Origin of the sequence: Celeribacter sp. (genome assembly GCF_048261515.1) — a bacterium.
GTDB lineage: Bacteria > Pseudomonadota > Alphaproteobacteria > Rhodobacterales > Rhodobacteraceae > Celeribacter.
In genome coordinates, this window is sequence record NZ_JBLXFZ010000006.1 from 169,227 (window position 1) to 190,576 (window position 21,350).

At 62.0% G+C, this 21,350-nt stretch carries 23 protein-coding genes and 1 tRNA gene; 9 read left to right on the forward strand and 15 right to left on the reverse strand.

Going from position 1 to position 21,350, the window contains the following annotated elements:
* Window positions 1–106: 106 nt before the first annotated feature.
* Window positions 107–1,870 carry a single-stranded-DNA-specific exonuclease RecJ gene (gene recJ, locus ACN0SC_RS12130; protein ID WP_417249940.1) on the forward strand — a complete coding sequence of 588 codons (1,764 nt, stop codon included), beginning with the start codon at window positions 107–109 and terminating at the stop codon, window positions 1,868–1,870.
* A gap of 99 nt (window positions 1,871–1,969) precedes the next feature.
* Window positions 1,970–2,044, forward strand: a tRNA-Glu gene (locus ACN0SC_RS12135).
* Between the two features lie 253 nt (window positions 2,045–2,297).
* Here ACN0SC_RS12135 and ACN0SC_RS12140 read toward each other — a convergent pair.
* From ACN0SC_RS12140 to ACN0SC_RS12155, 4 genes are all read right to left on the reverse strand, one after another.
* Complete coding sequence (locus ACN0SC_RS12140) at window positions 2,298–3,320, reverse strand: diguanylate cyclase (RefSeq protein WP_417249941.1); 1,023 nt, start codon at window positions 3,318–3,320, stop codon at window positions 2,298–2,300.
* A complete protein-coding gene (locus ACN0SC_RS12145) occupies window positions 3,317–3,916 on the reverse strand; it encodes a heme NO-binding domain-containing protein (protein WP_417249942.1) in 600 nt (199 codons plus the stop codon). Before ACN0SC_RS12145 ends, ACN0SC_RS12140 begins: the two co-directional genes overlap by 4 nt.
* A gap of 92 nt (window positions 3,917–4,008) precedes the next feature.
* Window positions 4,009–4,704 carry an HAD family hydrolase gene (locus tag ACN0SC_RS12150; RefSeq protein ID WP_417249943.1) on the reverse strand — a complete coding sequence of 232 codons (696 nt, stop codon included), beginning with the start codon at window positions 4,702–4,704 and terminating at the stop codon, window positions 4,009–4,011.
* 4 nt (window positions 4,705–4,708) lie between these two features.
* On the reverse strand, window positions 4,709–4,990 hold the full coding sequence (locus ACN0SC_RS12155; RefSeq protein ID WP_417249944.1) for a DUF3572 domain-containing protein: 282 nt from the start codon (window positions 4,988–4,990) through the stop codon (window positions 4,709–4,711).
* A 238-nt stretch (window positions 4,991–5,228) separates the two neighbouring features.
* Here ACN0SC_RS12155 and ACN0SC_RS12160 point away from each other — a divergent pair, with 238 nt between their 5' ends.
* Window positions 5,229–6,614 (forward strand): diguanylate cyclase, encoded by a 1,386-nt coding sequence (locus ACN0SC_RS12160; protein WP_417249945.1) that lies wholly within the window; start codon window positions 5,229–5,231, stop codon window positions 6,612–6,614.
* Between the two features lie 67 nt (window positions 6,615–6,681).
* Here ACN0SC_RS12160 and ACN0SC_RS12165 read toward each other — a convergent pair whose 3' ends face one another.
* The 4 genes from ACN0SC_RS12165 to ACN0SC_RS12180 all read right to left on the reverse strand — a co-directional run bounded on the left by ACN0SC_RS12165 (window position 6,682) and on the right by ACN0SC_RS12180 (window position 8,975).
* Entirely contained in the window at window positions 6,682–7,257 is a 576-nt protein-coding gene (locus tag ACN0SC_RS12165; protein ID WP_417249946.1) for a periplasmic heavy metal sensor, read from the reverse strand.
* Between the two features lie 3 nt (window positions 7,258–7,260).
* Window positions 7,261–7,716, reverse strand: coding sequence for a hypothetical protein (locus tag ACN0SC_RS12170; RefSeq protein WP_417249947.1), 456 nt, complete (start codon window positions 7,714–7,716; stop codon window positions 7,261–7,263).
* A gap of 1 nt (window position 7,717) precedes the next feature.
* Window positions 7,718–8,293: an RNA polymerase sigma factor gene (locus ACN0SC_RS12175; protein WP_417249948.1), complete on the reverse strand. Its 576-nt coding sequence runs from the start codon at window positions 8,291–8,293 to the stop codon at window positions 7,718–7,720.
* A gap of 154 nt (window positions 8,294–8,447) precedes the next feature.
* Complete coding sequence (locus ACN0SC_RS12180) at window positions 8,448–8,975, reverse strand: EF-hand domain-containing protein (protein ID WP_417249949.1); 528 nt, start codon at window positions 8,973–8,975, stop codon at window positions 8,448–8,450.
* Between the two features lie 355 nt (window positions 8,976–9,330).
* Between ACN0SC_RS12180 and ACN0SC_RS12185 the strand changes: the two genes are divergently transcribed.
* Entirely contained in the window at window positions 9,331–9,741 is a 411-nt protein-coding gene (locus tag ACN0SC_RS12185) for a DUF983 domain-containing protein (protein ID WP_417249950.1), read from the forward strand.
* A 98-nt stretch (window positions 9,742–9,839) separates the two neighbouring features.
* Here the strand turns inward: ACN0SC_RS12185 and ppk2 are convergent, their stop codons facing one another.
* Both ppk2 and ACN0SC_RS12195 read right to left on the reverse strand, forming a co-directional pair.
* Complete coding sequence (ppk2, locus tag ACN0SC_RS12190) at window positions 9,840–10,916, reverse strand: polyphosphate kinase 2 (protein WP_417249951.1); 1,077 nt, start codon at window positions 10,914–10,916, stop codon at window positions 9,840–9,842.
* Between the two features lie 130 nt (window positions 10,917–11,046).
* A complete protein-coding gene (locus ACN0SC_RS12195) occupies window positions 11,047–11,565 on the reverse strand; it encodes a redoxin domain-containing protein (RefSeq protein WP_417249952.1) in 519 nt (172 codons plus the stop codon).
* A gap of 277 nt (window positions 11,566–11,842) precedes the next feature.
* Here ACN0SC_RS12195 and ACN0SC_RS12200 point away from each other — a divergent pair, with 277 nt between their 5' ends.
* From ACN0SC_RS12200 to ACN0SC_RS12220, 5 genes are all read left to right on the forward strand, one after another.
* Window positions 11,843–12,598: a hypothetical protein gene (locus ACN0SC_RS12200; protein WP_417249953.1), complete on the forward strand. Its 756-nt coding sequence runs from the start codon at window positions 11,843–11,845 to the stop codon at window positions 12,596–12,598.
* Between the two features lie 111 nt (window positions 12,599–12,709).
* The gene (parE, locus tag ACN0SC_RS12205; RefSeq protein ID WP_417249954.1) at window positions 12,710–14,665 is read left to right on the forward strand and encodes a DNA topoisomerase IV subunit B; all 1,956 of its coding nucleotides are present in this window, start codon (window positions 12,710–12,712) and stop codon (window positions 14,663–14,665) included.
* Window positions 14,666–14,679: 14 nt separating this feature from the next.
* On the forward strand, window positions 14,680–15,069 hold the full coding sequence (locus ACN0SC_RS12210) for a hypothetical protein (protein ID WP_417249955.1): 390 nt from the start codon (window positions 14,680–14,682) through the stop codon (window positions 15,067–15,069).
* A gap of 399 nt (window positions 15,070–15,468) precedes the next feature.
* Entirely contained in the window at window positions 15,469–15,726 is a 258-nt protein-coding gene (locus ACN0SC_RS12215) for a hypothetical protein (RefSeq protein ID WP_417249956.1), read from the forward strand.
* Between the two features lie 109 nt (window positions 15,727–15,835).
* On the forward strand, window positions 15,836–15,994 hold the full coding sequence (locus ACN0SC_RS12220) for a hypothetical protein (protein ID WP_417249957.1): 159 nt from the start codon (window positions 15,836–15,838) through the stop codon (window positions 15,992–15,994).
* Window positions 15,995–16,113: 119 nt separating this feature from the next.
* Here the strand turns inward: ACN0SC_RS12220 and ACN0SC_RS12225 are convergent, their stop codons facing one another.
* From ACN0SC_RS12225 to proS, 5 genes are all read right to left on the reverse strand, one after another.
* Entirely contained in the window at window positions 16,114–16,794 is a 681-nt protein-coding gene (locus ACN0SC_RS12225) for an ABC transporter ATP-binding protein (RefSeq protein WP_417249958.1), read from the reverse strand.
* Entirely contained in the window at window positions 16,787–18,100 is a 1,314-nt protein-coding gene (locus ACN0SC_RS12230; RefSeq protein ID WP_417249959.1) for a lipoprotein-releasing ABC transporter permease subunit, read from the reverse strand. Before ACN0SC_RS12230 ends, ACN0SC_RS12225 begins: the two co-directional genes overlap by 8 nt.
* 171 nt (window positions 18,101–18,271) lie before the next feature.
* Window positions 18,272–18,991: a ThuA domain-containing protein gene (locus ACN0SC_RS12235; RefSeq protein ID WP_417249960.1), complete on the reverse strand. Its 720-nt coding sequence runs from the start codon at window positions 18,989–18,991 to the stop codon at window positions 18,272–18,274.
* Between the two features lie 164 nt (window positions 18,992–19,155).
* A complete protein-coding gene (locus tag ACN0SC_RS12240) occupies window positions 19,156–19,668 on the reverse strand; it encodes a DUF2937 family protein (protein WP_417249961.1) in 513 nt (170 codons plus the stop codon).
* 247 nt (window positions 19,669–19,915) lie between these two features.
* Window positions 19,916–21,253, reverse strand: coding sequence for a proline--tRNA ligase (gene proS / locus ACN0SC_RS12245; protein ID WP_417249962.1), 1,338 nt, complete (start codon window positions 21,251–21,253; stop codon window positions 19,916–19,918).
* Window positions 21,254–21,350 lie beyond the last annotated feature (97 nt).

Here is a 21,350-nt window from a genome sequence, read left to right on the forward strand (position 1 = left end):
CCCACGCGGGTCGCCTTTTTCTTTTGCCTCACCCCTCCGCGCGATCCTGCCCCGCGCGCAACATTCCGCGATTGCCCTCCCCCGCGCTGGCAGTCCATAAGAAGGCATGAGTGATTTTCTTGACGTCTCCGCCTCGCTGACGGGCCGCCGATGGGTCGGGCCTGCGGGCGAGATCATCCGCCATGCCGAAGCCATGGCCCAACTCACCGACCTGCCGCTTGCGCTGTGCCAGATCCTTGCGCGTCGTGGCATCGAGGCGCAGGACGCCGAGTCCTTCCTCGCGCCCACGCTCAAAGACTTGCTGCCCGATCCCGCCACGCTCAAGGACATGACCGCCGCGGCCACGCGATTCCTTGCGGCCTTCGAGCGGCGCGAACGTATTGCGGTCTTTGCCGATTACGACGTGGACGGGGCCACCTCCGCCGCGCTGCTGATCACATGGCTGCGCGAGATGGGCCATCGCGCCACGCTCTATATCCCCGACCGCATCGACGAGGGTTACGGCCCCAACGAACCTGCAATGGAGGCGCTCGCCCGCGACCACGACCTGATCGTCTGCGTCGACTGCGGCACGCTCAGCCACGGGCCGATAGCCGCAGCAACGGGCGCCCCCGATCCTGCCGATGTGATCGTCCTCGACCACCACTTGGGCGGCGAAACCCTGCCCGAATGCACCGCCGTGGTGAACCCCAACCGTCAGGACGAAACAGGCGATCTGGCGCATCTGTGCGCGGCGGGTGTGGTCTTCCTGATGCTGGTGGAGACGGGCCGCCAGTTGCGCGAAGCGGGCAAACGCGGCCCCGACCTTATGAGCTACCTTGACCTCGTTGCCTTGGGCACCGTGGCCGATGTCGCGCCCCTGATCGGCGTCAATCGCGCGCTGGTACGTCAGGGGCTGCGCGTTATGGCAGGGCGCAAACGGATCGGCATCGCCAAACTCGCCGATGTCGCCCGCATGGACGGGCTGCCCTCGGCCTACCACCTCGGCTTCCTCCTCGGCCCGCGCATCAACGCGGGCGGGCGGATCGGGGCGGCGGACCTCGGCGCACGGCTGCTGTCCACAACCGACCCGCACGAAGCCCAAGCCCTCGCCGAACGCCTCGACATGCTCAACACCGAGCGCCGCGAGATCGAGAATACCGTGCGCGATCTGGCCACCGAACAGGCGCAAGAACGCGGCCTCGACGGTCCTCTGGTCTGGGCCGCGGGCGATGGCTGGCACCCTGGTGTGGTGGGCATCGTCGCCTCCCGCCTCAAGGAATCCACCAACCGCCCCGCGATTGTGATCGGCTTTGACGAGGACGGCATCGGCAAGGGGTCGGGGCGTTCCATCACCGGCGTCGATCTCGGTGCCTCGATCCAGCGCCTCGCGGCCGAAGGGCTTTTGGAAAAGGGCGGTGGTCACAAAATGGCGGCAGGCCTGACCGTGACCCGCGACAAACTCGACGCAGCCATGGAACGCCTGTCCGAACTGCTCGCCAAGCAAGGCGCTGGTGAGGCTGGTCCTGCCGACCTCAAACTCGACGGGCTTCTCATGCCTGGTGCGGCCTCCGCCGACCTCATCGAACGGTTCGAAGCCGCGGGCCCCTATGGTGCCGCCGCCCCCGCGCCGCGCTTCGCTTTTCCCGATTGCGCCATCCACTTCGCCAAACAGGTCGGCGCGAACCACCTCAAACTCTCCTTTTCCGATGGTATGGGGCCACGGATCGACGCGATTTCCTTCGGCGCATTCGACGGCCCGCTCGGTTCTGCGCTGCAAAATCATGGCGGCGCGCGATTCCATTTGGCGGGTCGGCTGGAAATCAATCACTGGGGCGGGCGGAAATCGGTGCAATTGCGTCTCGACGATGCCGCCGAAAGCCGCGGCTGACAGGGTTTTTCGGGTCTGCAGAATTTTTTTTCATTTTCTTGCAGAATTCCTCTTGCGCCCGCCCGCCGCTTTTCTTAAACACCGCCACACGCCAAGCGCGGCCCGTTCGTCTATCGGTTAGGACGCCAGGTTTTCAACCTGGAAAGAGGGGTTCGATTCCCCTACGGGCTGCCACTTTTCCCGCACCTCTGCCCGCTTGTCGCACCGCCCCTCAGGGCCCGCGAGATCGCGACCGCATTCGCGGAATGAGCATTCAACCCAATCCCGATTTTGCCCTGCTCCGTTTCCCGCACGGTTAATTCTGCGCACTCCCTTCCGTGCTGAACCTCGTCGCAGGGAGTTTTTCCGCGAACAGTTTCATAGCGCTGACATGCGAAACGAGAGCACTGGCGCACGTGGCAAGCCTCCCGCACCCACACCACGCCTCCTAACCCGACATGCCATCCCCCACGGCAACACGCTGCGGCGGTGCTGCGTGAATTGCAGGGTCAAAGATCGTCGCCGTCGCGCGACCCGCGTGTTTGGAGGCGTAAAGCGCCAGATCGGCGTCGTGCATCATCTGGTCGGCATCAAGTGTTTCGTAGATTTCGCTCGTGGTGATCCCAATCGACCCCGAAATGCGGCACAGGACATCGTTAAAGGGCATCGGCTCCTCCAGACGCCCGATGATCCTGTAGGATATGCGCATGAGCCTCTCGTGGTCCACAAGGCGGCTGAACACCAGAATGAACTCATCCCCGCCCACACGCGCGACCATGTCCTCGTGGCGGGTCTCCTCAACGAGAATCGCCGCCACCCGTTCGAGCACCGCATCCCCCGCCGCGTGACCGTGGGTGTCATTGACCGACTTGAAAAAATCCAGATCGAGATGCATCAGCGAGAAGGGCACGCGGCCACGGATCATTCGCGCCATGATCTGATCCATCGCGCGACGGTTTTTCAGCCCCGTCAGCGTGTCGGTAAAGGCCTGCTCCTCCGCCGCCATTTTCGCACCTTGGAGGCGCAGGTTGAGCTGCTTGATCTCGTCGAGCACCGCCGATTTCGCCTCGACCAGATAAAGCATCTCGATAGCCAGATCGGTATGGGCGAAATCCGCAACAGACAGCCCGAATTCCGCCACCGCATCCACGACCGACAGGCCGAATGACAGGTTGAGCAACTCGCCGCTTCCATCGGCCAGCGGCACCGTAATCCCTTTGAGCGCGATTGGCGCGCCGTTTGTCAATGTCAGGAACAGCTTGGTAAAATGCGGCAAGGCACTGGCGGAATCGGCACGTCCCAACCCGTTGTCCCGTACATCGAAAACATCGCGCACATGGCGTCCGATCAACTCCTCGACCTTGAACATCTTGCCCAGTGTCGGACCGACATGGCGCACACGGCCCGCCGCGTCGAGGCGGACGTGCATCGGCATGACCAGATCCAGAGCACCTGTGTCCAAGGTCATCATGCCGTGGCCCCCTCGGTCTCCACCAGATTGAAGGCCCGCCCCTCGGAGAAGGCCGCCTCAAGCAGATGCACCTTGATCACCTCGTCGCCAGAATCCTTCCACCCCTGATGTTCGAGAAAGACCAAAGCGCCATAATCATCCGCCATCGCCCGTAACACGCCGAGCATGGCATAGCCGAACCCAGGCATGGCGTGCGAACAGGTCAGTTCGAACACGCCGTCGCCATCGGGCTTTACCGTCATACGCGGCAATTCCAGATCAGGCAGGGCCAGACGTGCCCGCCCCTGCAATTCGTTCAGCGAGAACAGGAACTCCGCAAAACTCTCTCCCCCGAATCGCAACAGCCGACGGATCGCCTCCACATTGGGATGGGATACGAGATAGGTGCCTAGATCTTCCAGAAGGCTCTCGACAGGCTTTCTGAAATGGCGCGCCGTGGCCGCCAGCACATCAAGGGTCACGGTGTCAGGATAGCCAAGCATGGCTTCAAAATTATCTAAGCCGAGCCCCGCTTCGTCCACGATGTCAGACCACGTTTGCGCGCCATAAGTATCGCGCAAAAAACACTGGATGGCGCGATTGATCATGCCATGCATTTCGGCCGCCCCTTTCATTCGTATGGGGCAGTGTTACGCAGACAATCTTAAAAAAGTGCCAATGCGCGTGGCGATTTATCGTCAGCGCACGCTCACAGCACCAGCCACGCGGGCAGACCCGCAATCGACGGCATCACCGTGTCGGCATGGGGGGTGAGGTTCTCGCGCCCCGCGATCCCCGTCAGCACGCCCACCGACACCATCCCCGCCGCGCGTGCGGCATGAAGATCGTGAAGCGTATCGCCCACCATCACCGTGTCCTCTGGCCGCGCGCCCAAGGCCCGTGCGGCGGCAAGGCAGCCGTCAGGCGCGGGTTTCGCACCGTGGCCGCTGTCGTAGCCGATCACCACATCAAAGGCCGACGCAATGCCCATTTCGGCCAGCTGCACCTCCGTTTGCGCCGCGAAGTCATTGGTCACGACACCGAGCCTGATCCCCGCCGCGCGCAGCCCGTCGAGGCATCGCTCCAGCCCCTCAACAGGCACGGGAACAACCACCCCCTCGGGTGGCGTCACACGGGCGATAATCTCTTTCGGTTCAAGATCGGGATAGTAGGTCGCAAGCACAGGCACGACCTCCTCGGGCGTCCCCGCAATCAGGGGGCTGTGCGGCTCGAACCGCGCCCCCGCCAGATCCAGCCCGAAAGACCGCGCGATCTCCTCGACCGCGTGCCCTGTCTCATCCGCCACGAGATGCGCGGCCTCAACGGACCACGGCCACCACGTCGCCTGAAAATCTACCAAAGTGCCGTCCTTGTCGAAGAGCACCGCTTTGATCTCGCCCGTCATCATCTCACGTCCAGTTCACTTGCGCCCCACCGGGCAGGGCCATGCGCGCTTCCATCGGTGCCGTTGGCGCGCCGCCCGTCTCCTCGGCCCAACGCAAAACCCACGCATCATCCATCGTCACGAAATCCAGCACCGCGGCCAGCACCTCCGCCTCGCCGGCGCGCTGCGCCAACTCCTGCGCCGACATGCCCGAACTGCCCATGAATATCGCGAACAAATCGTCATCTCCCGCCAGCCACGTCAGCACGTTGAGCGCGATTGTCTGGGCGGTCGCCTCGTTCATCATTTCTTCAACATCCTTATCGTCAGAAACGCTTTATTAACCAATCTCCAGCAAAGTGAACGCAATGAACACCCCCGAAACGGGCCCACGCCCCTGATCCGCGAAAAGCGGACCCTAGAAGGGGAGATCCATGACAGGCCCACCCCCATGGGCCGAAAGTGTAGACGGTTGAATTGCGTGCATTTTTGCTGACGGGAGTCGCCCCCGACCCGCACGCGCAACAGGAAGTCGAGGAACTCCAATGGCAGGACGCATTCTGCTCGCGGACACGGTGCCAACCAACCGCATCTCGCTCAAGGTCAAACTCTCCGCCGCACGCTACAGCGTCGAAATGGCCGCGGGCGGGAAGGATGCCATGGCCAAGGCCAAATCGTTCCAGCCCAACGTGATCCTGCTCGACGCGGAAATTGACGATGGCAAGGCCGCCGCCCTCTGTGCATCGTTGAAATCCGATCCTGATCTCGCCCATATCCCCGTCGTCATCATCGGCCACGATAACGCCGAAACCCGCCTGTCTGCTCTACGTGCGGGGGCCGAGGACTTCTGGCCCCGTCCAGTGGGCACCGAGGCGCTTGGCATCCGTATCCGCGCCCTTATGCGCACTGCGGCCACCGCCGAAGAACTGCTGCATCGCAAGGATACCGCCTGCGCCATCGGCATGGCCTCCGCCGATGGGCACCCGACCACCATCCCGCGCATCGTGCTTGCAGGGCGCGGGCTCGAAGAGGCGATGAAATGGCGCGCAGGGCTTTCGGGGCTGATCGGCGCGGAGTTCGAAATTGCGCGCCGCGCGTCGCTCGCGGAGACCCTGACGGGAGAGCGGCCTGCCGATGCCATCGTCATTGCCGCCGACCTTTCCGACATCGGGGAGACCGCACGCACGCTTTCGGAGTTGCGCTCCCGCGCGGGTGCGCGCTACGCCGCAATCCTCGTCCTCTACCCGCGCGGGCAGGAAACGAAGGCCCTGACAGCCCTCGACATGGGCGCAAGCGATGTGCTGGCACTGGGCGCCGACCCTGAGGAGCTGGCCCTGCGACTCACGACCCAGATCATGCGCAAACGCGAGGCCGACCGCCTGCGCGAGACCATCGACCACGGGCTGCGGCTGGCCTCCGTGGACAGCCTCACAGGCCTCTACAACCGCCGCTACGCCCTGCCCCATCTCGACGCCATCGCCACCCGCGCCGCCCGAAAGGGCGCGGCCTTCTGCGTGATGCTTGTGGATATCGACCAGTTCAAGGCGGTCAACGACACCTTCGGCCACGCCACGGGCGACGCCGTTCTGGTCGAAGTGGCCAAGCGGCTACGCAACAACCTGCGCGCGCGCGACATGGTGGCGCGCATTGGTGGCGAGGAGTTTCTAATCGCGCTTCCCGACACCTCGCTCGTGGAAGCCCGCAACGCCGCCGAACGGCTGCGCAGGGCGGTCTGCGCCAGCCCTGTGGCGCGTTCAAGCGAGGGAGCGCGTGTCTCCACGTCGATCTCAATTGGCATGGCTATGGGCGTGGGCGAGATGGCGGGCGAAAGCGGCGTGGTCGATCACCTCATCTCCATCGCCGATAATGCGCTCTACGCCTCGAAAGCCGAGGGGCGCAATCAGGTCACGCTTGGCTCACACGCGGCCTGAGGCATTGGCCCCAAACGAAAACGGGCCGCATAATGCGACCCGTCTCAATCCACTTGGCACAACGCCCTCACCGCTTGCGCGGGGGGCGCTGCAAAATCTGTTCCAGACGTTCCGCATAGGCGGCACGATCCTCCTCCGACATCTCCGCCACATGCTCCGCGAGAAGCTGCGCGCCGATCTCCTGACGGGCGGCCAGATCACGCTGACGCTCGGTAATCAACTCTGCAAAGGCAGCGGCGTCAAAGGGCTCGGCCCGAAGCGTGGAAACAACCTGTTCAAAATGCACCCGCACGCGTTCGCGTGCTGACTCCCGATCGCCCATCTGGCGCATGAATTCCAGCGCCAAGGCCCGCCGCCCCTTGCCCTCGATCGCGTCGATAAAGGGCGCAAAGCCGACGTCGCGGTTGCGCATTCCTTCGCCCTGCCCGTCGCGCGCTTCGGTCATCTCACCGCCATCGCGCGGGGTTGGACCCCTGTCAGGATGCCTCAGCGCCGTGCCAACAACCATCCCGACCACCGCCAGATTAAGCGCCAATGAAACCGCGAGGATCACACGGCTCCACCGCACACCGCCCTTGGCCGGCGCGGCCCCCGTGGCCCCCTCGTCAGTGGTGGTTTTCGGATCGTTGATCTCGTCACTCATGCCTTATCCTTCCAGTGCCAGATCGTAAAAGCTCGGCACCATGTCGTCGAGCGTATAGGTAATTTCGTCACTCGCAGTGTCCTGCACATCCCATGCGCCCGAGGTCAGCGCGGACACGGTCGTGGGTGAGGACAACCCCAGCGCCAACCCCGTCACCGCAGCCAGCCCCATGCCGCCCACCGAGCGCCAACCGCCCACCGCGCGGATCATCGCCTCGATCAGAGGATGACGGCTGCGCGGGACTGCCATACGTGCGGCACGTTCCTGTGCCGCCTGCGCGTCACGCTCGTCTGCCACCGCTTCGGCATCGCCCGCGATCCGCGTCATCAAGGCAATCATCGCCTCATCAGAGGCATCGGCCCGCACACGCGCCTGCGCAAACAGCCCGTCCAGCATCGCTTCCGCCTCCGCATCAAGCGGCTCGGGCGTGGTGTTCCATTTGTCTTTATCCGTGGTCATATCAGACCCCCAATTCATCGCGTCGGCCAGCAAGCCGCTTGGCCAGTGAGCGTTTGCCCCGTGCGGTCAGACTTTCGACCGCCTCTACCGAGACATCCAGAATGTCGGCGATTTCAGGGTTCGCCAACCCTTCGATATGGCGCAGCGTCACCGCCTGCCGTTGCCGTTCGGGCAATTCCGCCAAAGCGGCATCCAACGCATTGATCCGTTCACGCTCGATCATCCGTGCCTCGATACTTGGCGTATCATCGGCCAGCTCGGGTGCTTCGTCCAACCCCGTCCCGCGCCGCTTTCGCAGACGATCGGTGCAAAGGTTGGTCACAACACGGTAGAGCCACGTTGTTACCTTGGCCTCACCCTGCCGCCACTCGGGCGCGATGCGCCACAGCCGCAACATGGCCTCTTGCGCCACATCCTCGGCCTCTGCTCGATCCCCCAACAACCGTGTCGCATACCCCAATACCACAGGGGTCAACCGCACGGTCAAAGCCTGTGCGGAGGCGCGGTCGCCGTTGGCGAATGCGGTGAGCAGCGCCTCGTCGGGCACCTCGCTCAAGGCGTCATAGGGCATGGTCATCGTGCCTCATGAGTAGCCCGTCCCATCGCCGCGGTCCATCGGATAGCAGCAACAGGGGGGGGGCGGGCGGATTGGCGGGTGTCGAAATGTCAGACATCACGTCGTCCATCGCGTCAGGTGTCGGGCGGGAGCGAACCCCCGCCCAAGCCGTCACTTATTGCTTCTGGCCTTTCATGCCGCCCTTGCCACCCGGGCCGCGCTTACCACCGCGCTCCTGGAATTTCTCCATGGCAGCTTCCAGTTCCTCTTGCGAGATTGCACCGTCACCGTCGGTGTCGATACGCTCGAACAGGCTCACTTTGGGAGCGGGCGCAAACTCTTCCGCGCTCAGCACACCGTCGTCATTAGTGTCACGGCGGTCGATCATTTTCTGAACACCCTTGAGCTGGCGCTCTTCGCGCATCTTCTCGTGATGGGCCGCCATCTCGTCGGCATCAATCGAGCCGTCGGAGTTCGTGTCGATCTCGGCAAACTTTGCGGCGCGGAACGCTTCAAGCTCGGCGTCGGTCACTTTGCCATCGCCGTCCGTATCTACAGCGGCGAAATCAAGCTTCGGCCCGAAAGCCCCACCGCGCTGCATACGGTCGCCGTGGTCGTGGCCGTTGCCTGCTGCGTAGGCCGACAGCGACCCGCCCAGAATTGCGACCAGTGCGACAGCGGAGATCATTGCTTTACGTTTCATCGGTTATATCCTTTCCGTGTTCCATAACCCGCGGGCGGGGCGCGTCACTGCGCCGTTGTCTTGCTCGCGTTATGGATATCAAACGGGCCACCTCCGCCTTTCCGTCGCATAAAGTGAATTTTTTTCGCAACCCGCCCGAATGAGCGCCAATCAGGGGCAAGGGTCGCGCACGAAAGAGGAGACAGGCGGTCGCGCGACAACGGGACGCGGAGACAGGCGAATGCAATACGTATTATAAGCAATACTTCTTATAAGGAATACTTCTTGGTCGTCGCATAGAAATGCTAAAGAGCATCGGACAAATCCGAGCCGCGATCCAGATGCAAGAAACCATGCACGAAACAAGGACTGTTTTATGACCGATCTGTCCCATTCCGGGAGCGCAATCCGCCTGACCGATGGCGAGCGCGAACTGCGGCCTGCATTGATGCGCGGCTGGAAACGGCGCTGCCCGTCCTGTGGGAGCGGCCCGATGCTCAAAGGCTACCTCAAGGTGCGTGACGAATGCCCCGTATGCGGCGAACAGTTCCACCACCACCGTGCCGACGACGGCCCCGCCTATCTCACGATCCTGATCGTGGGACACCTGATGGCGCCGCTGATGGGCTGGTTCTTCCTCGAATTCCGCCCTGATCCGCTCTTTGCCACCGCCGTGTTCTCCACCGGCGCTGTGCTGGCCATGCTCTACCTGCTGCCACGGATCAAGGGCGCACTGGTGGCCTTCCAATGGGCCAAGCGGATGCACGGCTTTAGACAGGAAACCTGACGCGCCCGCGCGCACCAGCCCCCCTGCCCGACATGAAGACGCCGCACCCTTTCGGATGCGGCGTTTCTTTTTTGAGTATTTGACCTGCGAAGAAGACCTCAGGCGTTCTTGCCGCGCCGTGTGCTGGGATGCAGCGCCGTGCCGAGGATATGGTCGGACCTGTGAACCACGTGGCTCGCGTGCCCCACGATCAACGGATCGGGCGTCCCGACGATCTCGTGATCCTTGTCGGGATAGTCCACCGTCGAGAGGAAATGGCGCATACAGTTGATCCGCGCGCGCTTCTTGTCGTTGGATTTAACAATCGTCCAAGGCGCATCTGCCGTGTCGGTGTAGAAGAACATCGCCTCCTTCGCCTCGGTGTAGTCATCCCATTTATCGAGCGACGCCTTGTCGATGGGCGAGAGCTTCCACTGTTTGAGCGGATCGGTTTCACGCGCCTCGAAGCGGCGTTGCTGCTCGGCCTGCGTCACCGAGAACCAGTATTTGTAGAGTTTGATGCCAGATCGCGTCAGCATCCGTTCAAGCTCGGGCGTCTGGCGCATAAATTCGAGGTATTCGTTGGGCGTGCAAAACCCCATGACCCGCTCCACGCCGGCGCGGTTATACCACGAGCGGTCATAGAGCACGAATTCACCCTCCGTCGGCAGATGACGCAAGTAGCGTTGGAAGAACCACTGGCCGCGCTCCTCGTCGGTCGGTTTGTTCAGCGCCACCACACGGGCATGGCGCGGGTTGAGATGCTCCATGAACCGCTTGATCGTGCCACCCTTACCTGCCGCATCGCGCCCCTCGAAGATCAGGACGAACTTCTCCCCCTGTTCCTGCGCCCATAGCTGTGCCTTGAGCAACTCCGCCTGAAGTTTGCGCTTCTCGCTCTCATAATCGGTGCGCGACATCTTCTTCTTGTAGGGATAGGCACCTGTCTCGAAAGCCTGCGCGATACTGTCGGGCGTCACCTTGGGAAAGGCCGAAGGGTTGCCAAGATCAGTGGCGGCAGGCGCATCCCCGTCCTGTGTCACAGGGCGCGGGGTTATGTCGGGCTTTGCGGCCACTTCGGGTTTGGTCACTTCAGGCTTGGCCACGGGGGACTTGGGCGCGGTCTTGGGCGCGGCATCCGAGGCGGGCTGCGTATTGGCAGGGCGTGAGGCAGTCGGTTTGGCAGGTGCGGTCATAAAGGCAATACTCCAGAGTTGGCAAAACGCAATTGCGCTGTCTTGGAGATATTACACCGAAACCACCCCTGTTTCATTGATCTGGGGCAAGGTCGACGCCGAGCTTTTGACCTGCCCCAGCATCAGTGCCTTATACCAAACCTCGTGTCGGACGGTCGTTGGTCTTGTTGAACACCATCCCGTCGAACAGCTCCGCAAGATCGGGCCGCGCAGCAGGGCCGTTGGAAATCGCCACCACAATCAAAGAGCCATCGGGACGCAGCACAAACACGCCAGGCTCTGCGAAATTCCCGTCCGCCTCCGAAGGAGACAAGGGCGCGGTGACATAGACGCCGAGCTGCGCCATTTGCGCCTCGGTGAGACCATAGCCGAGATCGAAACCCCAACCGAAGGCATCCACATCCTCCTGCGCCTTGGCCGCGCTATCGGCCGAAACCACCGCCACATCAAAGCCCGCCGCGTCCCACTGGTCGCGCATTTCATTGAGCACATTGAGGTATTTCTTGCAGCGCGGACAATGCTTGCCACGATACACCACGATCAGGGACCAACGTTCGCGCGGCCCGCCAAGGGTCAAGACCCCGCCACCAAGTTTGGGCACTTCAATCGGGCCTAGGATTTCTTCGGGGACAGGTTTGGGGGTGGGCATGGGCGATTCCTTCATGAGGATGATTTTTAGCGATCGCTCAACATTAGTCGTGACGCGCCTCAAAGACAACGCGGGCCTACGCACACCCGATCCGCATTCCTCGGCGGAGGGCATCATCCCGCCCGTCCACGGAAACTGCCCCTAGGACCGCCAAGCACGACGCATAGTGCAACCAACCCGCCACAGACCGCGAAAAAATGTTGCGCCCCAACCTCTTCCCGTTGTTGCTCCCACGCCCCTCGCGGCATGAACGTTTGACCATATAAGGACACATCCCATGCTCGACGCTTCCGATCTCCGAGCCGCCCTGCGCATCCTCATGACCCTGATGTGCGCGGCAATCGTAAGCGTTGTCATCGCCACCCCAAGCGCAGCACAAAGCAGCGACACCGAGCGCGGCTTCTTCCTGCACGCCGAAAAGCCGTGGGGCGCCTGTGACGGCAATTGTTCGTGGACGATCATGGGCGGCAAACAGGTCACAACGACAATGGCGCAGCTCATTGGCGTGGCCGACTTTACCCAAGGCGAATTCGGCTTTATCCCCCGCATCCCCTTCTCCGAGTGGGAATGGGAGGAAAGCTATTACATTGGCGGCGCCCTATCCCGCCGTTTGCTGACCTTCGGCCATCACCGCGTCGGCGAGGTGATCTCGCTGGAAGGGGAAATCGGGCTGGCCAAACGTTTTGGCACGCAAACCGAGTTTGAGACATGGGGCGCGCTCTACGCCCGCTGGCATCTCTTCCCGTGGGGCCGATGGGTCAAAACCTCCGTCGGCGTCTCCACGGGCCTGAGCTACACGCCGAGCATTTCCGATTGGGAAGTCGACCGCTCAGGCAACGGCGAAGGCTCCCGCCTGCTTCACTACCTCTCGCCCGAGATGACCTTCTCGCTGCCCGACACCCCGAACCAGGAGCTTGTCTTCCGTCTGGCACACCGTTCGGGCGGCTCGGATATGTTCGGCCCCAACTCCATCTTCAACAACACCAGCGGCGGGGCGCAGTATTTCGTGGTCGGGATGCGCTACAAGTTCTGACCCACACGCGCCGCCGCCCCGCGCACCCCACAACACCTTGCGCCCGCTCCGCTCGAATGGTCTAATCCTAGGCCAACGAGCAAACCCCAAGAATCGAGCGAAAGCGCCACCATGTCCGACGATCTCCTTGCAGGAAACGACACCTCCTACGACGCCTCCTCCATCGAAATCCTCGAAGGGCTGGAACCCGTGCGCAAGCGACCGGGCATGTATATCGGCGGTACCGACGAGCGCGCGCTCCATCACCTCGTGGCCGAAATCCTCGACAACTCGATGGACGAGGCCGTTGCGGGCCACGCCAACCGTATCGAGCTGACCCTGCACGCCGATCACTCCATCACCGTCACCGATAACGGGCGCGGCATCCCGATCGACCCGCACCCGAAATTCCCCGACAAATCCGCACTCGAAGTGATCTTCTGCACGCTCCACGCGGGCGGCAAATTTTCGGGCGACGCCTACGCCACATCGGGCGGGCTGCACGGCGTGGGCTCCTCGGTGGTCAACGCCCTCTCCGACCGCCTCACCGTCCAAGTCGCCAAGAACAAAGAGCTTTTCGAGCAGACCTTCGCCCGCGGCATCCCGCAGGGTCCGATTGCCAAGATCGGCGCCGCCCCCAACCGCCGCGGCACCTCCGTCACCTTCCACGCTGACGCCGAAATCTTCGGTGCGCTCAAGTTCAAACCCAAGCGCCTCTTCACACTCGCCCGCTCCAAAGCCTACCTCTTCTCTGGCGTCGAAATCCGCTGGAAATCCGAGATCGACGATGGCGAGACACCCACCGAGGCCACCTTCCACTTCCCTGGCGGTCTGGCCGACTACCTCACCGAAACGCTCGGAAGCTCCGCCACCTACGCCGACAAACCCTTCTCGGGCACCGTCGACTTCCAGTCCCGCTTCGGCGTGCCGGGCAAAGTCGAATGGGCAATCAACTGGACCCCTGCCCGCGACGGCTACATCCAGTCCTACTGTAACACCGTGCCCACCCCCGAGGGCGGCACCCATGAGCAGGGCTTCTGGGCCGCGATCCTCAAAGGCGTCCGCGCTTACGGCGAACTCGTCGGCAACCGCAAGGCCAAGGACATCAACCGCGACGACCTCGTGACAGGCGGCTGCGCACTCGTGTCCTGCTTCATCCGCGAACCCGAATTCGTGGGCCAAACCAAGGACCGCCTCGCCACCTCCGAGGCCGCGCGCCTCGTCGAGAACTCCGTGCGCGACCACTTCGACAACTGGCTCGCCGCCGACACCAAAGCCGCAGGCGCCATCCTCGACTTCCTCGTGCTGCGCGCCGAAGAGCGCCTGCGCCGCCGTCAGGAAAAAGAGACACAACGCAAATCCGCGACCAAGAAACTCCGCCTGCCTGGCAAACTCACCGACTGCACGTCGAAAGACCGCAGCGGCACAGAACTCTTCATCGTCGAGGGCGACTCTGCGGGCGGCTCGGCCAAGGGCGCGCGCAAACGCGAGACCCAAGCCCTCCTGCCCCTGCGCGGGAAAGTCCTCAACGTCCTCGGCGCAGCCTCCAACAAGCTCTCGTCAAACAACGAGATCAACGACCTGTGCGAAGCCCTCGGCACAGGCATGGGCACGCGCTTCAACATCGACGATCTGCGCTATGACAAGATCATCATCATGACCGATGCGGACGTGGACGGCGCGCATATCGCCTCGCTGCTCATGACCTTCTTCTTCATCCAGATGCGGCCGCTGATCGACCAAGGCCACCTCTACCTCGCCTGCCCGCCGCTCTACCGCCTGACGCAGGGCGCGAAACGGGTCTACTGCCTTGACGAAGCCGAGCGTGACGCGTGGCTGGAAAAAGGTCTTGGCGGCAAAGGAAAAATCGACGTGAGCCGCTTCAAAGGTCTTGGCGAGATGGACGCCAAAGATCTGAAAGAAACCACGATGGACCCCAAAACCCGCAAACTGATCCGCGTGACAATCGACGAAGACGAACCTGGTGAAACAGGCGATCTGGTCGAGCGGCTGATGGGCAAAAAGCCCGAACTGCGCTTCCAGTATATCCAAGAGAACGCGCGGTTTGTTGAAGATGTCGATGTGTAAAAATGGAGTAGAAAATGCGTCAGATAATTATCCCAATTGTATCGTTACTTTCCCTTGCAGCTTGTATGCCAACTGTCGAAGGTTATCAGGCTCTTGTTGACGGTTGGAAAGGTGCCCCTGAAAGCCAATTGGTAGCGCAGTGGGGCATCCCAGATTCGGTTTATCAAACTGGCGGCGTAAAATATCTCAAATACCAATCTAATCGAACAGTGATAATTCCAGGAACTGCACCGACCTACACCACCACAATGATAGGCAATACGGCCTACACTAACTCTTATGGCGGCTCGGCGCCCTCCGCTGTGGCAATGTCTTGCGAAACAACTTTCATGTTGCAGAATGGAAAGATCGTGGGAACCACGTTCCGAGGAAATGATTGCAAGGCAATGCTGCCTGAAGCCTAGCCCGAACCACAAGGGTGGGCGTGTAAGCGTCCTCCCTTGGTAGATGATGGTGAGCCGTGCTGCCAGTGACAGCGCGAAAGCCGACCGAATGCAGGCTTTCGTGATTTGCGCCGCAAATCACTCTGGCAGAGTTCCCACGCACAATCCCGGCACAACGCCCCCAAAAGCAAAGACCCCGCCGAAGCGGGGCCTCACAGCACTGGCTACAGGAATGCTATCTCCAAATCAGCCAGCGGCCCTTGGTAGGGTCTTAATGCGGATGCAAAAGCAGTGCCGCCACGCCCCCTTCACCTGTTCATAAATATCCGAAAATCCCGACCATCTCCCCCCGCAACGGCAGTGCGGGGTTAACTCCCGCGCCCCATTGCCCCGCGCCACAGGCCGCATTACGCTGCCCCCATGCGCATTCTCTTTATTCTCTGCCTTCTCGCCTTCCTCGCCGCGCTGGCGTGGTATGTCGGTCTGCAAGGCTATGCCTGCGGCTTCTCCCCCACGGGCAGCGCCAACTGCCCGCTACGGATGCCGTGGGAATTGAGCGACGAGGATTTCGGGGTGATCGCCGTGCCTCTGATCGTCGCGGGTCTCGCCCTGATCGCGAGCGGTTACGCCGCCTTTTTCCGCACGTCTCCCGAATCCGACACCTCCGCCGACGACTGACCTGCGATCACGCAATCGTCACCCCTCCTCACATCCCCGCGCGTCACCTTGGAAGTGCGGGCGGGCGCCCCCTTATTCAAAACAGTCATAAGAAAAGGGAGACGCCCTCATGCAGAATTTCTTCAATTCCCTCGCCCTCACCCTCGCTGCCTTGATGGCCTCGCCGGCTTTGGCGGAATCGGATGATCCGCTGCACACGCCGCAGGTACGCGCGAGCCAAGAGGCCGCCGCGCCCGTGGCAGACCCCACAGAAAAGCAAACCGACTGATGTGAGCCACGTGATTTCGGGCATGGGACGCGGCAGGGCTGCGTCCTGTCTCGGCCACGCGCTGCCCGACACGTGCCCGACAGATGTCCGACACAAGTCCGACGGATAGCCGACACCGTTTAAGCGGCCACGATCCGCCCTTGGTCCAGACGCACCACGCGATCCATCTTCGCGGCCAGTTCCATGTTGTGCGTGGCAATGAGCGCACTTAGGCCCTCGTCGCGCACAACATCCATTAAGCCATTGAAAACAATATCAGAAGTTGCGGGGTCAAGGTTGCCCGTAGGCTCGTCAGCAAGCAGCAAAGCGGGGCGATTGGCCAGCGCACGGCAGAAGGCAACCCGTTGCTGCTCCCCGCCCGAAAGCGCCGCAGGACGGTGATCCGCCCGCGCCTTCATCCCGACTTTCTCCAGCAATTTCAATGCTCTAGACTCCGCATCCCGCGCGGAGACCCCATCGACCAGTTGCGGCAGGACCACGTTCTCAAGGGCGGTAAATTCGGGCAGAAGGTGGTGGAACTGGTAGATGAACCCAACGCCTTGCCTGCGCAGGACAGTCCGTTTTTTGTCCGATAAATCAGTGACTTCCACGCCGTCGATCTTCACCGAGCCGCGCGTTGCCACGTCCAGTGTCCCCGCGATATGCAAGAGCGTCGACTTCCCCGCCCCCGAAGGTGCGATCAGCCCCACGACCTCGCCCTTGGCCACCGCGAGATCCACCCCGCGCAAGACGTTGACTTCGTTGTGTTTTCCAGAGTTGTAGACCTTCGTCACGCCGTCCAGATGCAACATGTCACTCATAGCGCAGCGCCTCCACAGGGTTCATCCGCGCCGCCCGTCGCGCAGGGAAAATGGTCACGATGAACGACAGACCCAAGGACAGGCTAACCGCTTTAAATACATCAATAAATCGCAACTCCGCAGGCAGCGCATAGATGCCGCGGATGCTCGGATCCCACGCCCCGCCACCGTTGAGATAATTGACGAAGGCCATGATGCTGTCGATGTTGAGCGAAAACAGCGATCCCAAGGCCACACCGCACAGCGTCCCCATCACGCCCGTCACCGCACCACAGATGAAAAACACCCGCATTACAGAGGCTTGGCTCAATCCGATGGTGCGCAGGATGCCGATGTCGCGGCCCTTGTTCTTGACCAGCATGATCAGCCCCGAGACGATATTCATCGAAGCGATCAGCACCAGAACCGAGAGGATCACGAACATCACGTTGTCCTCGATATCGAGCGCCCGCAGGAAATTCCCCGCCGACTGCCGCCACGTCCAAAGAACCGCGCGATCCCCGACCGCCTCATAGAGCGGCATGGCAAGGTCATCGACCGCTTCGGGATCTTCGACCATGACCTCGATCTCGTCGGCGGCACCTTCGGAATTGAAGTAGCGCTGCGCCTCCTCGAACGGGAGGTAAGCTCTTGTTTTGTCGATATCATAGCGCCCCGCGGTGAAGATATAGACCACCTCGAAAGACGACACGCGCGGGCTGGTGCCAAAGGCCGTTTTGGCCCCGTCAGGCGAGATCAGTTTGAGCCTGTCACCCACCATGACGCCCAGTTCCCGCGCCACGCCCGAACCGATGGCGATGCCTTCGGAGAAGCGCGAAATATCGCCCCACGCCTCGTCGGGTGTCTGCGCCACGCGGGGAATGGTCATCAGGTCGGCCTCGGAGATGCCGTAGACCTCGACGCCTGCGTTGGAGCCACTATGGGAGGCCATGACCTGACCACGCACCAAGGGCGCGGCACGGGTCACACCAGGGATTGCGGCAATGGCGTCCCGCCATTCCTCATAGCTCGGAATGTCGCGGGCGGTTTGTCCATTTTCATCAATGTAAACAGAAGAATAGACTGTCACATGCGCGTTGGAGCCAAGGATCGTATCGACGAATTCGCTGCGAAATCCCGTGCGCACGGCCAGCGTGATGATGAGCGCCGCCACGGCCAGCGTGATGCCGATAAAGGAAATCCACGTCATCACCGACACGCCGCCCTCTTCGCGGCGCGCGCGCAGGTAGCGCCATGCGATCATCCACTCGAAGCGGGAAAAGGGGCGGGTCGCGCCAGTTTCTGCGCCTTGTTCGGGGTTGGCCATGTGGCTTGTGCACTCGCAATTGTTAAGCTGCCCGACACTCCCTTGCGCGCGCCGAAAGGTCAAGGCTGCGCAGGCGGGTCAGGGCTGCGGCTCACGCAGGCGTGCAGCCGCGCGATGTAGAAAGGGCGACCCGTCAGGCCGCCCCGTCACGCGATCCACCAAATCAGGGGATCAGTAGTTGTTCAGATCAGAGGCATAATCGGCATGGGACTCCCCTGCCGCCTTCGCCGCTGCTCGCCCTTCCATCGCCCAGAGCAAACCGCGACGGATCATCTCGCGCGCAGGCCCGTGGTCAATCACGTCGGCATGGTGGCCGAGTGCATTGTAATAGACCCGCCCGATGCCCCAGCGACGAGTCCACGCCACGGGCATGTCCACCGCGCCGTTGGGCGTGTGATACCAAGTCACGGTCGGGAAACGGGTCGTGGCGAGAACCTCGTTGGCGGGATCGGTGTGCAGGTAATACTGCTCGCTCTCGACCTCGAAATCCTTGATCCCCGCGTTGAGCGGCGAGGAGGAATTGGCAATGTTGACCGTGTATTTCACCCCGTCACCACCTGGGTGGCTGACCCAGTTTGCACCCGTCATGAACTGCCACAGGACTTGATCTCGAAAGGCGTCGCACATGCCGCCATGCACGCCCGCAAGCCCCGTTCCGCGCGCGACGGCCTCGGAGACATTGACGACGTAATCCTTCTCGATCGTGCTCATGGTCCAGATCGGCACGATCAGGTCCAGCTCTTCGAGTGCCGCCTGATCGGCGAAACAGTCCAGATGGTCGACAACCTCGCAGGAGACCCCTTCGGCCTCCAGAATTTCGCGGCACAATGCGGCCACCTTGTCAGGCTCATGTCCGTCCCAACCACCCCATGTTATCAATGCCTTGGCCATAGTGTCCTCCCTGTGAACCTTGTTGGTATACCAAACTCAACTTGGCCCGCAAGGTGGGACGCGCGCGCAGGAAGGTCAAGCGCGCGACTTCTGCATCCACGGACAGGCCACTTGCATGCGCGCAGCAAGTGTGTGCGGGAAAAAAGCGCCTTGGTCGCGCGGCGTCAGAACTGGAGTTTGGCTTTGCGACGACGCCCGCGGCGGAAGGGCCATGTAAGGAAATGCAGGAGTGCGGCAACCACCCCGTAACCCCCCAGAAATCCAGCGAGCGCCGAAATCCCGCCCTCGACCGAGATTGGCATGGCAGGCACAAAATCATCCCACGTGGCGCGCGCGGTCTCGGTATCAGCGACACGATGCGGCATGGTCAGGCGCTCCATCGGGGAGGCCGCGCGAAGTTCGGCCAGATCCTCGGTCAGTTTCTCATGGCGCGCGATGGTGCGGCGCATGTCACTGCGGCGGTTCTCCAGAAACACCGACCCGCCCAAGGATGCCAGTGCCTCCTCGCGCGTCATCTCGGCACGCTCCGCCGAGCGATCAAAATCGGCAATCACAGTATCGAGCGCCTCGACCTGCCCGCCCAGACGTTGCAGGTATTGTTGGGTAAACTCGGGGTATTGCGACACGGTGGCGGCTCCGAGGAGCCCACCGACAAGAGTGAGCGTTTTGACGATCATTGCGTATTCTCTGCCTCCTGCCCGTCTGACGCGGGCCTTCGACAAAAACCTAACGCAAGAGGCGGGGGAGCTTCAATGAAACCACGCGAGACATGGCGGAATCTCGCGCGGCGGGCGCCCACATCGTGCCACGGCAAACATTGAGGAAAGGTGAAGGCCCGCAGCACAGGTAACGAAAAAGCCCGCTGGATCACCAACGGGCTTTCAAGGTCAATGACCTGACTTTCAGTCGAGCAAAGCGGGCGGCTTAAAGCTCGGCGTAAATCTTCGCGATCTTTGCCACGGCCTCTTCGGGCGGTAGCTCCTCGCTCTCGCCCGTGCGGCGGCTGGTCACTTCGACCACGCCGTTCTTGAGCCCGCGCGGCCCCACCGTGATCCGCCACGGCAGACCGATGAGGTCCATCGTCGCGAACTTGCCCCCTGCCCGCTCCTTGCGATCGTCATAGAGCGGCTCAAGGCCGAGCGCCTCGAAGGACTTATAGAGCGCCTCGCAAGCCGCATCCGCCTCATCGTCACCCTGCTTGAGGTTGACGATGCCGACGTGGAACGGTGTAACCCCTTCGGGCCAGATGATGCCGTTCTCGTCGTGGCTGGCCTCGATGATCGCACCGAGAAGGCGCGAGACACCGATGCCGTGACTGCCCATGTGGACGGGCACAGGCTTGCCATCGGGCCCCTGAACCGTCGCGCCCATGGCCTCGGAATACTTCGTGCCGAAGTAGAAAATCTGACCGACTTCGATCCCGCGCGCGCGGCGTTGACGCTCGGCGGGCACCTTAGCGAACTCCGCCTCGTCATGGGTCTCGTCGGTGCGCGCGTAGCGGGAGGTAAACTCGTCCAGCACCGCTTGACATTGCTCCACGCTATCGAAGTCCACTTCGCGGTCGCCAAAGCTCAGATCGGTGATCTCGCTGTCGTAGAACACTTCGCTCTCGCCCGTTTCGGCCAGAACAAGGAACTCGTGCGTGTCGTCACCACCAATCGGTCCCGAATCCGCGCGCATCGGGATCGCTTGCAGCCCCATCCGCTCGTAGGTGCGCAGGTAGCTCACCAGATGGCGGTTATAGGCATGCATCGCGTCCTCATAGGACAGGTCGAAGTTATACCCGTCCTTCATCAGGAATTCGCGCCCGCGCATCACGCCGAAGCGCGGACGGATCTCGTCGCGGAACTTCCACTGTACGTGGTAGAGCGTCATGGGCAGGTCTTTGTAGGACTTGACGTAGGACCGGAAGATGTCGGTGATCATCTCCTCGTTCGTCGGGCCATAGAGCATGTCGCGGCCATGACGGTCGGTAATGCGCAGCATCTCCTCGCCGTAGTCGTCATACCGTCCGCTTTCACGCCACAGGTCCGCCGATTGCAGCGTGGGCATCAGCATCGGGATGTGGCCCGCACGCTGCTGCTCTTCATGAACGATACGCTCGACGTTTTTCAGCACCTTGTAGCCCAGCGGGAGCCACGAATAGATGCCCGCGGCCTGCTGACGGATCATGCCCGCACGCAACATCAAACGGTGTGAGACGATCTGCGCCTCGGATGGGGTTTCTTTGAGAACGGGAAGAAAATAGCGCGAAAGACGCATCGGGAAGCCTCGCAGCGGTGAACATTTCGTCCCGTCTATGCCATCGCGCGCGCGCGTACAAGACGGGGCCACAGGACGCCCCCTTAAGCAGATCGAA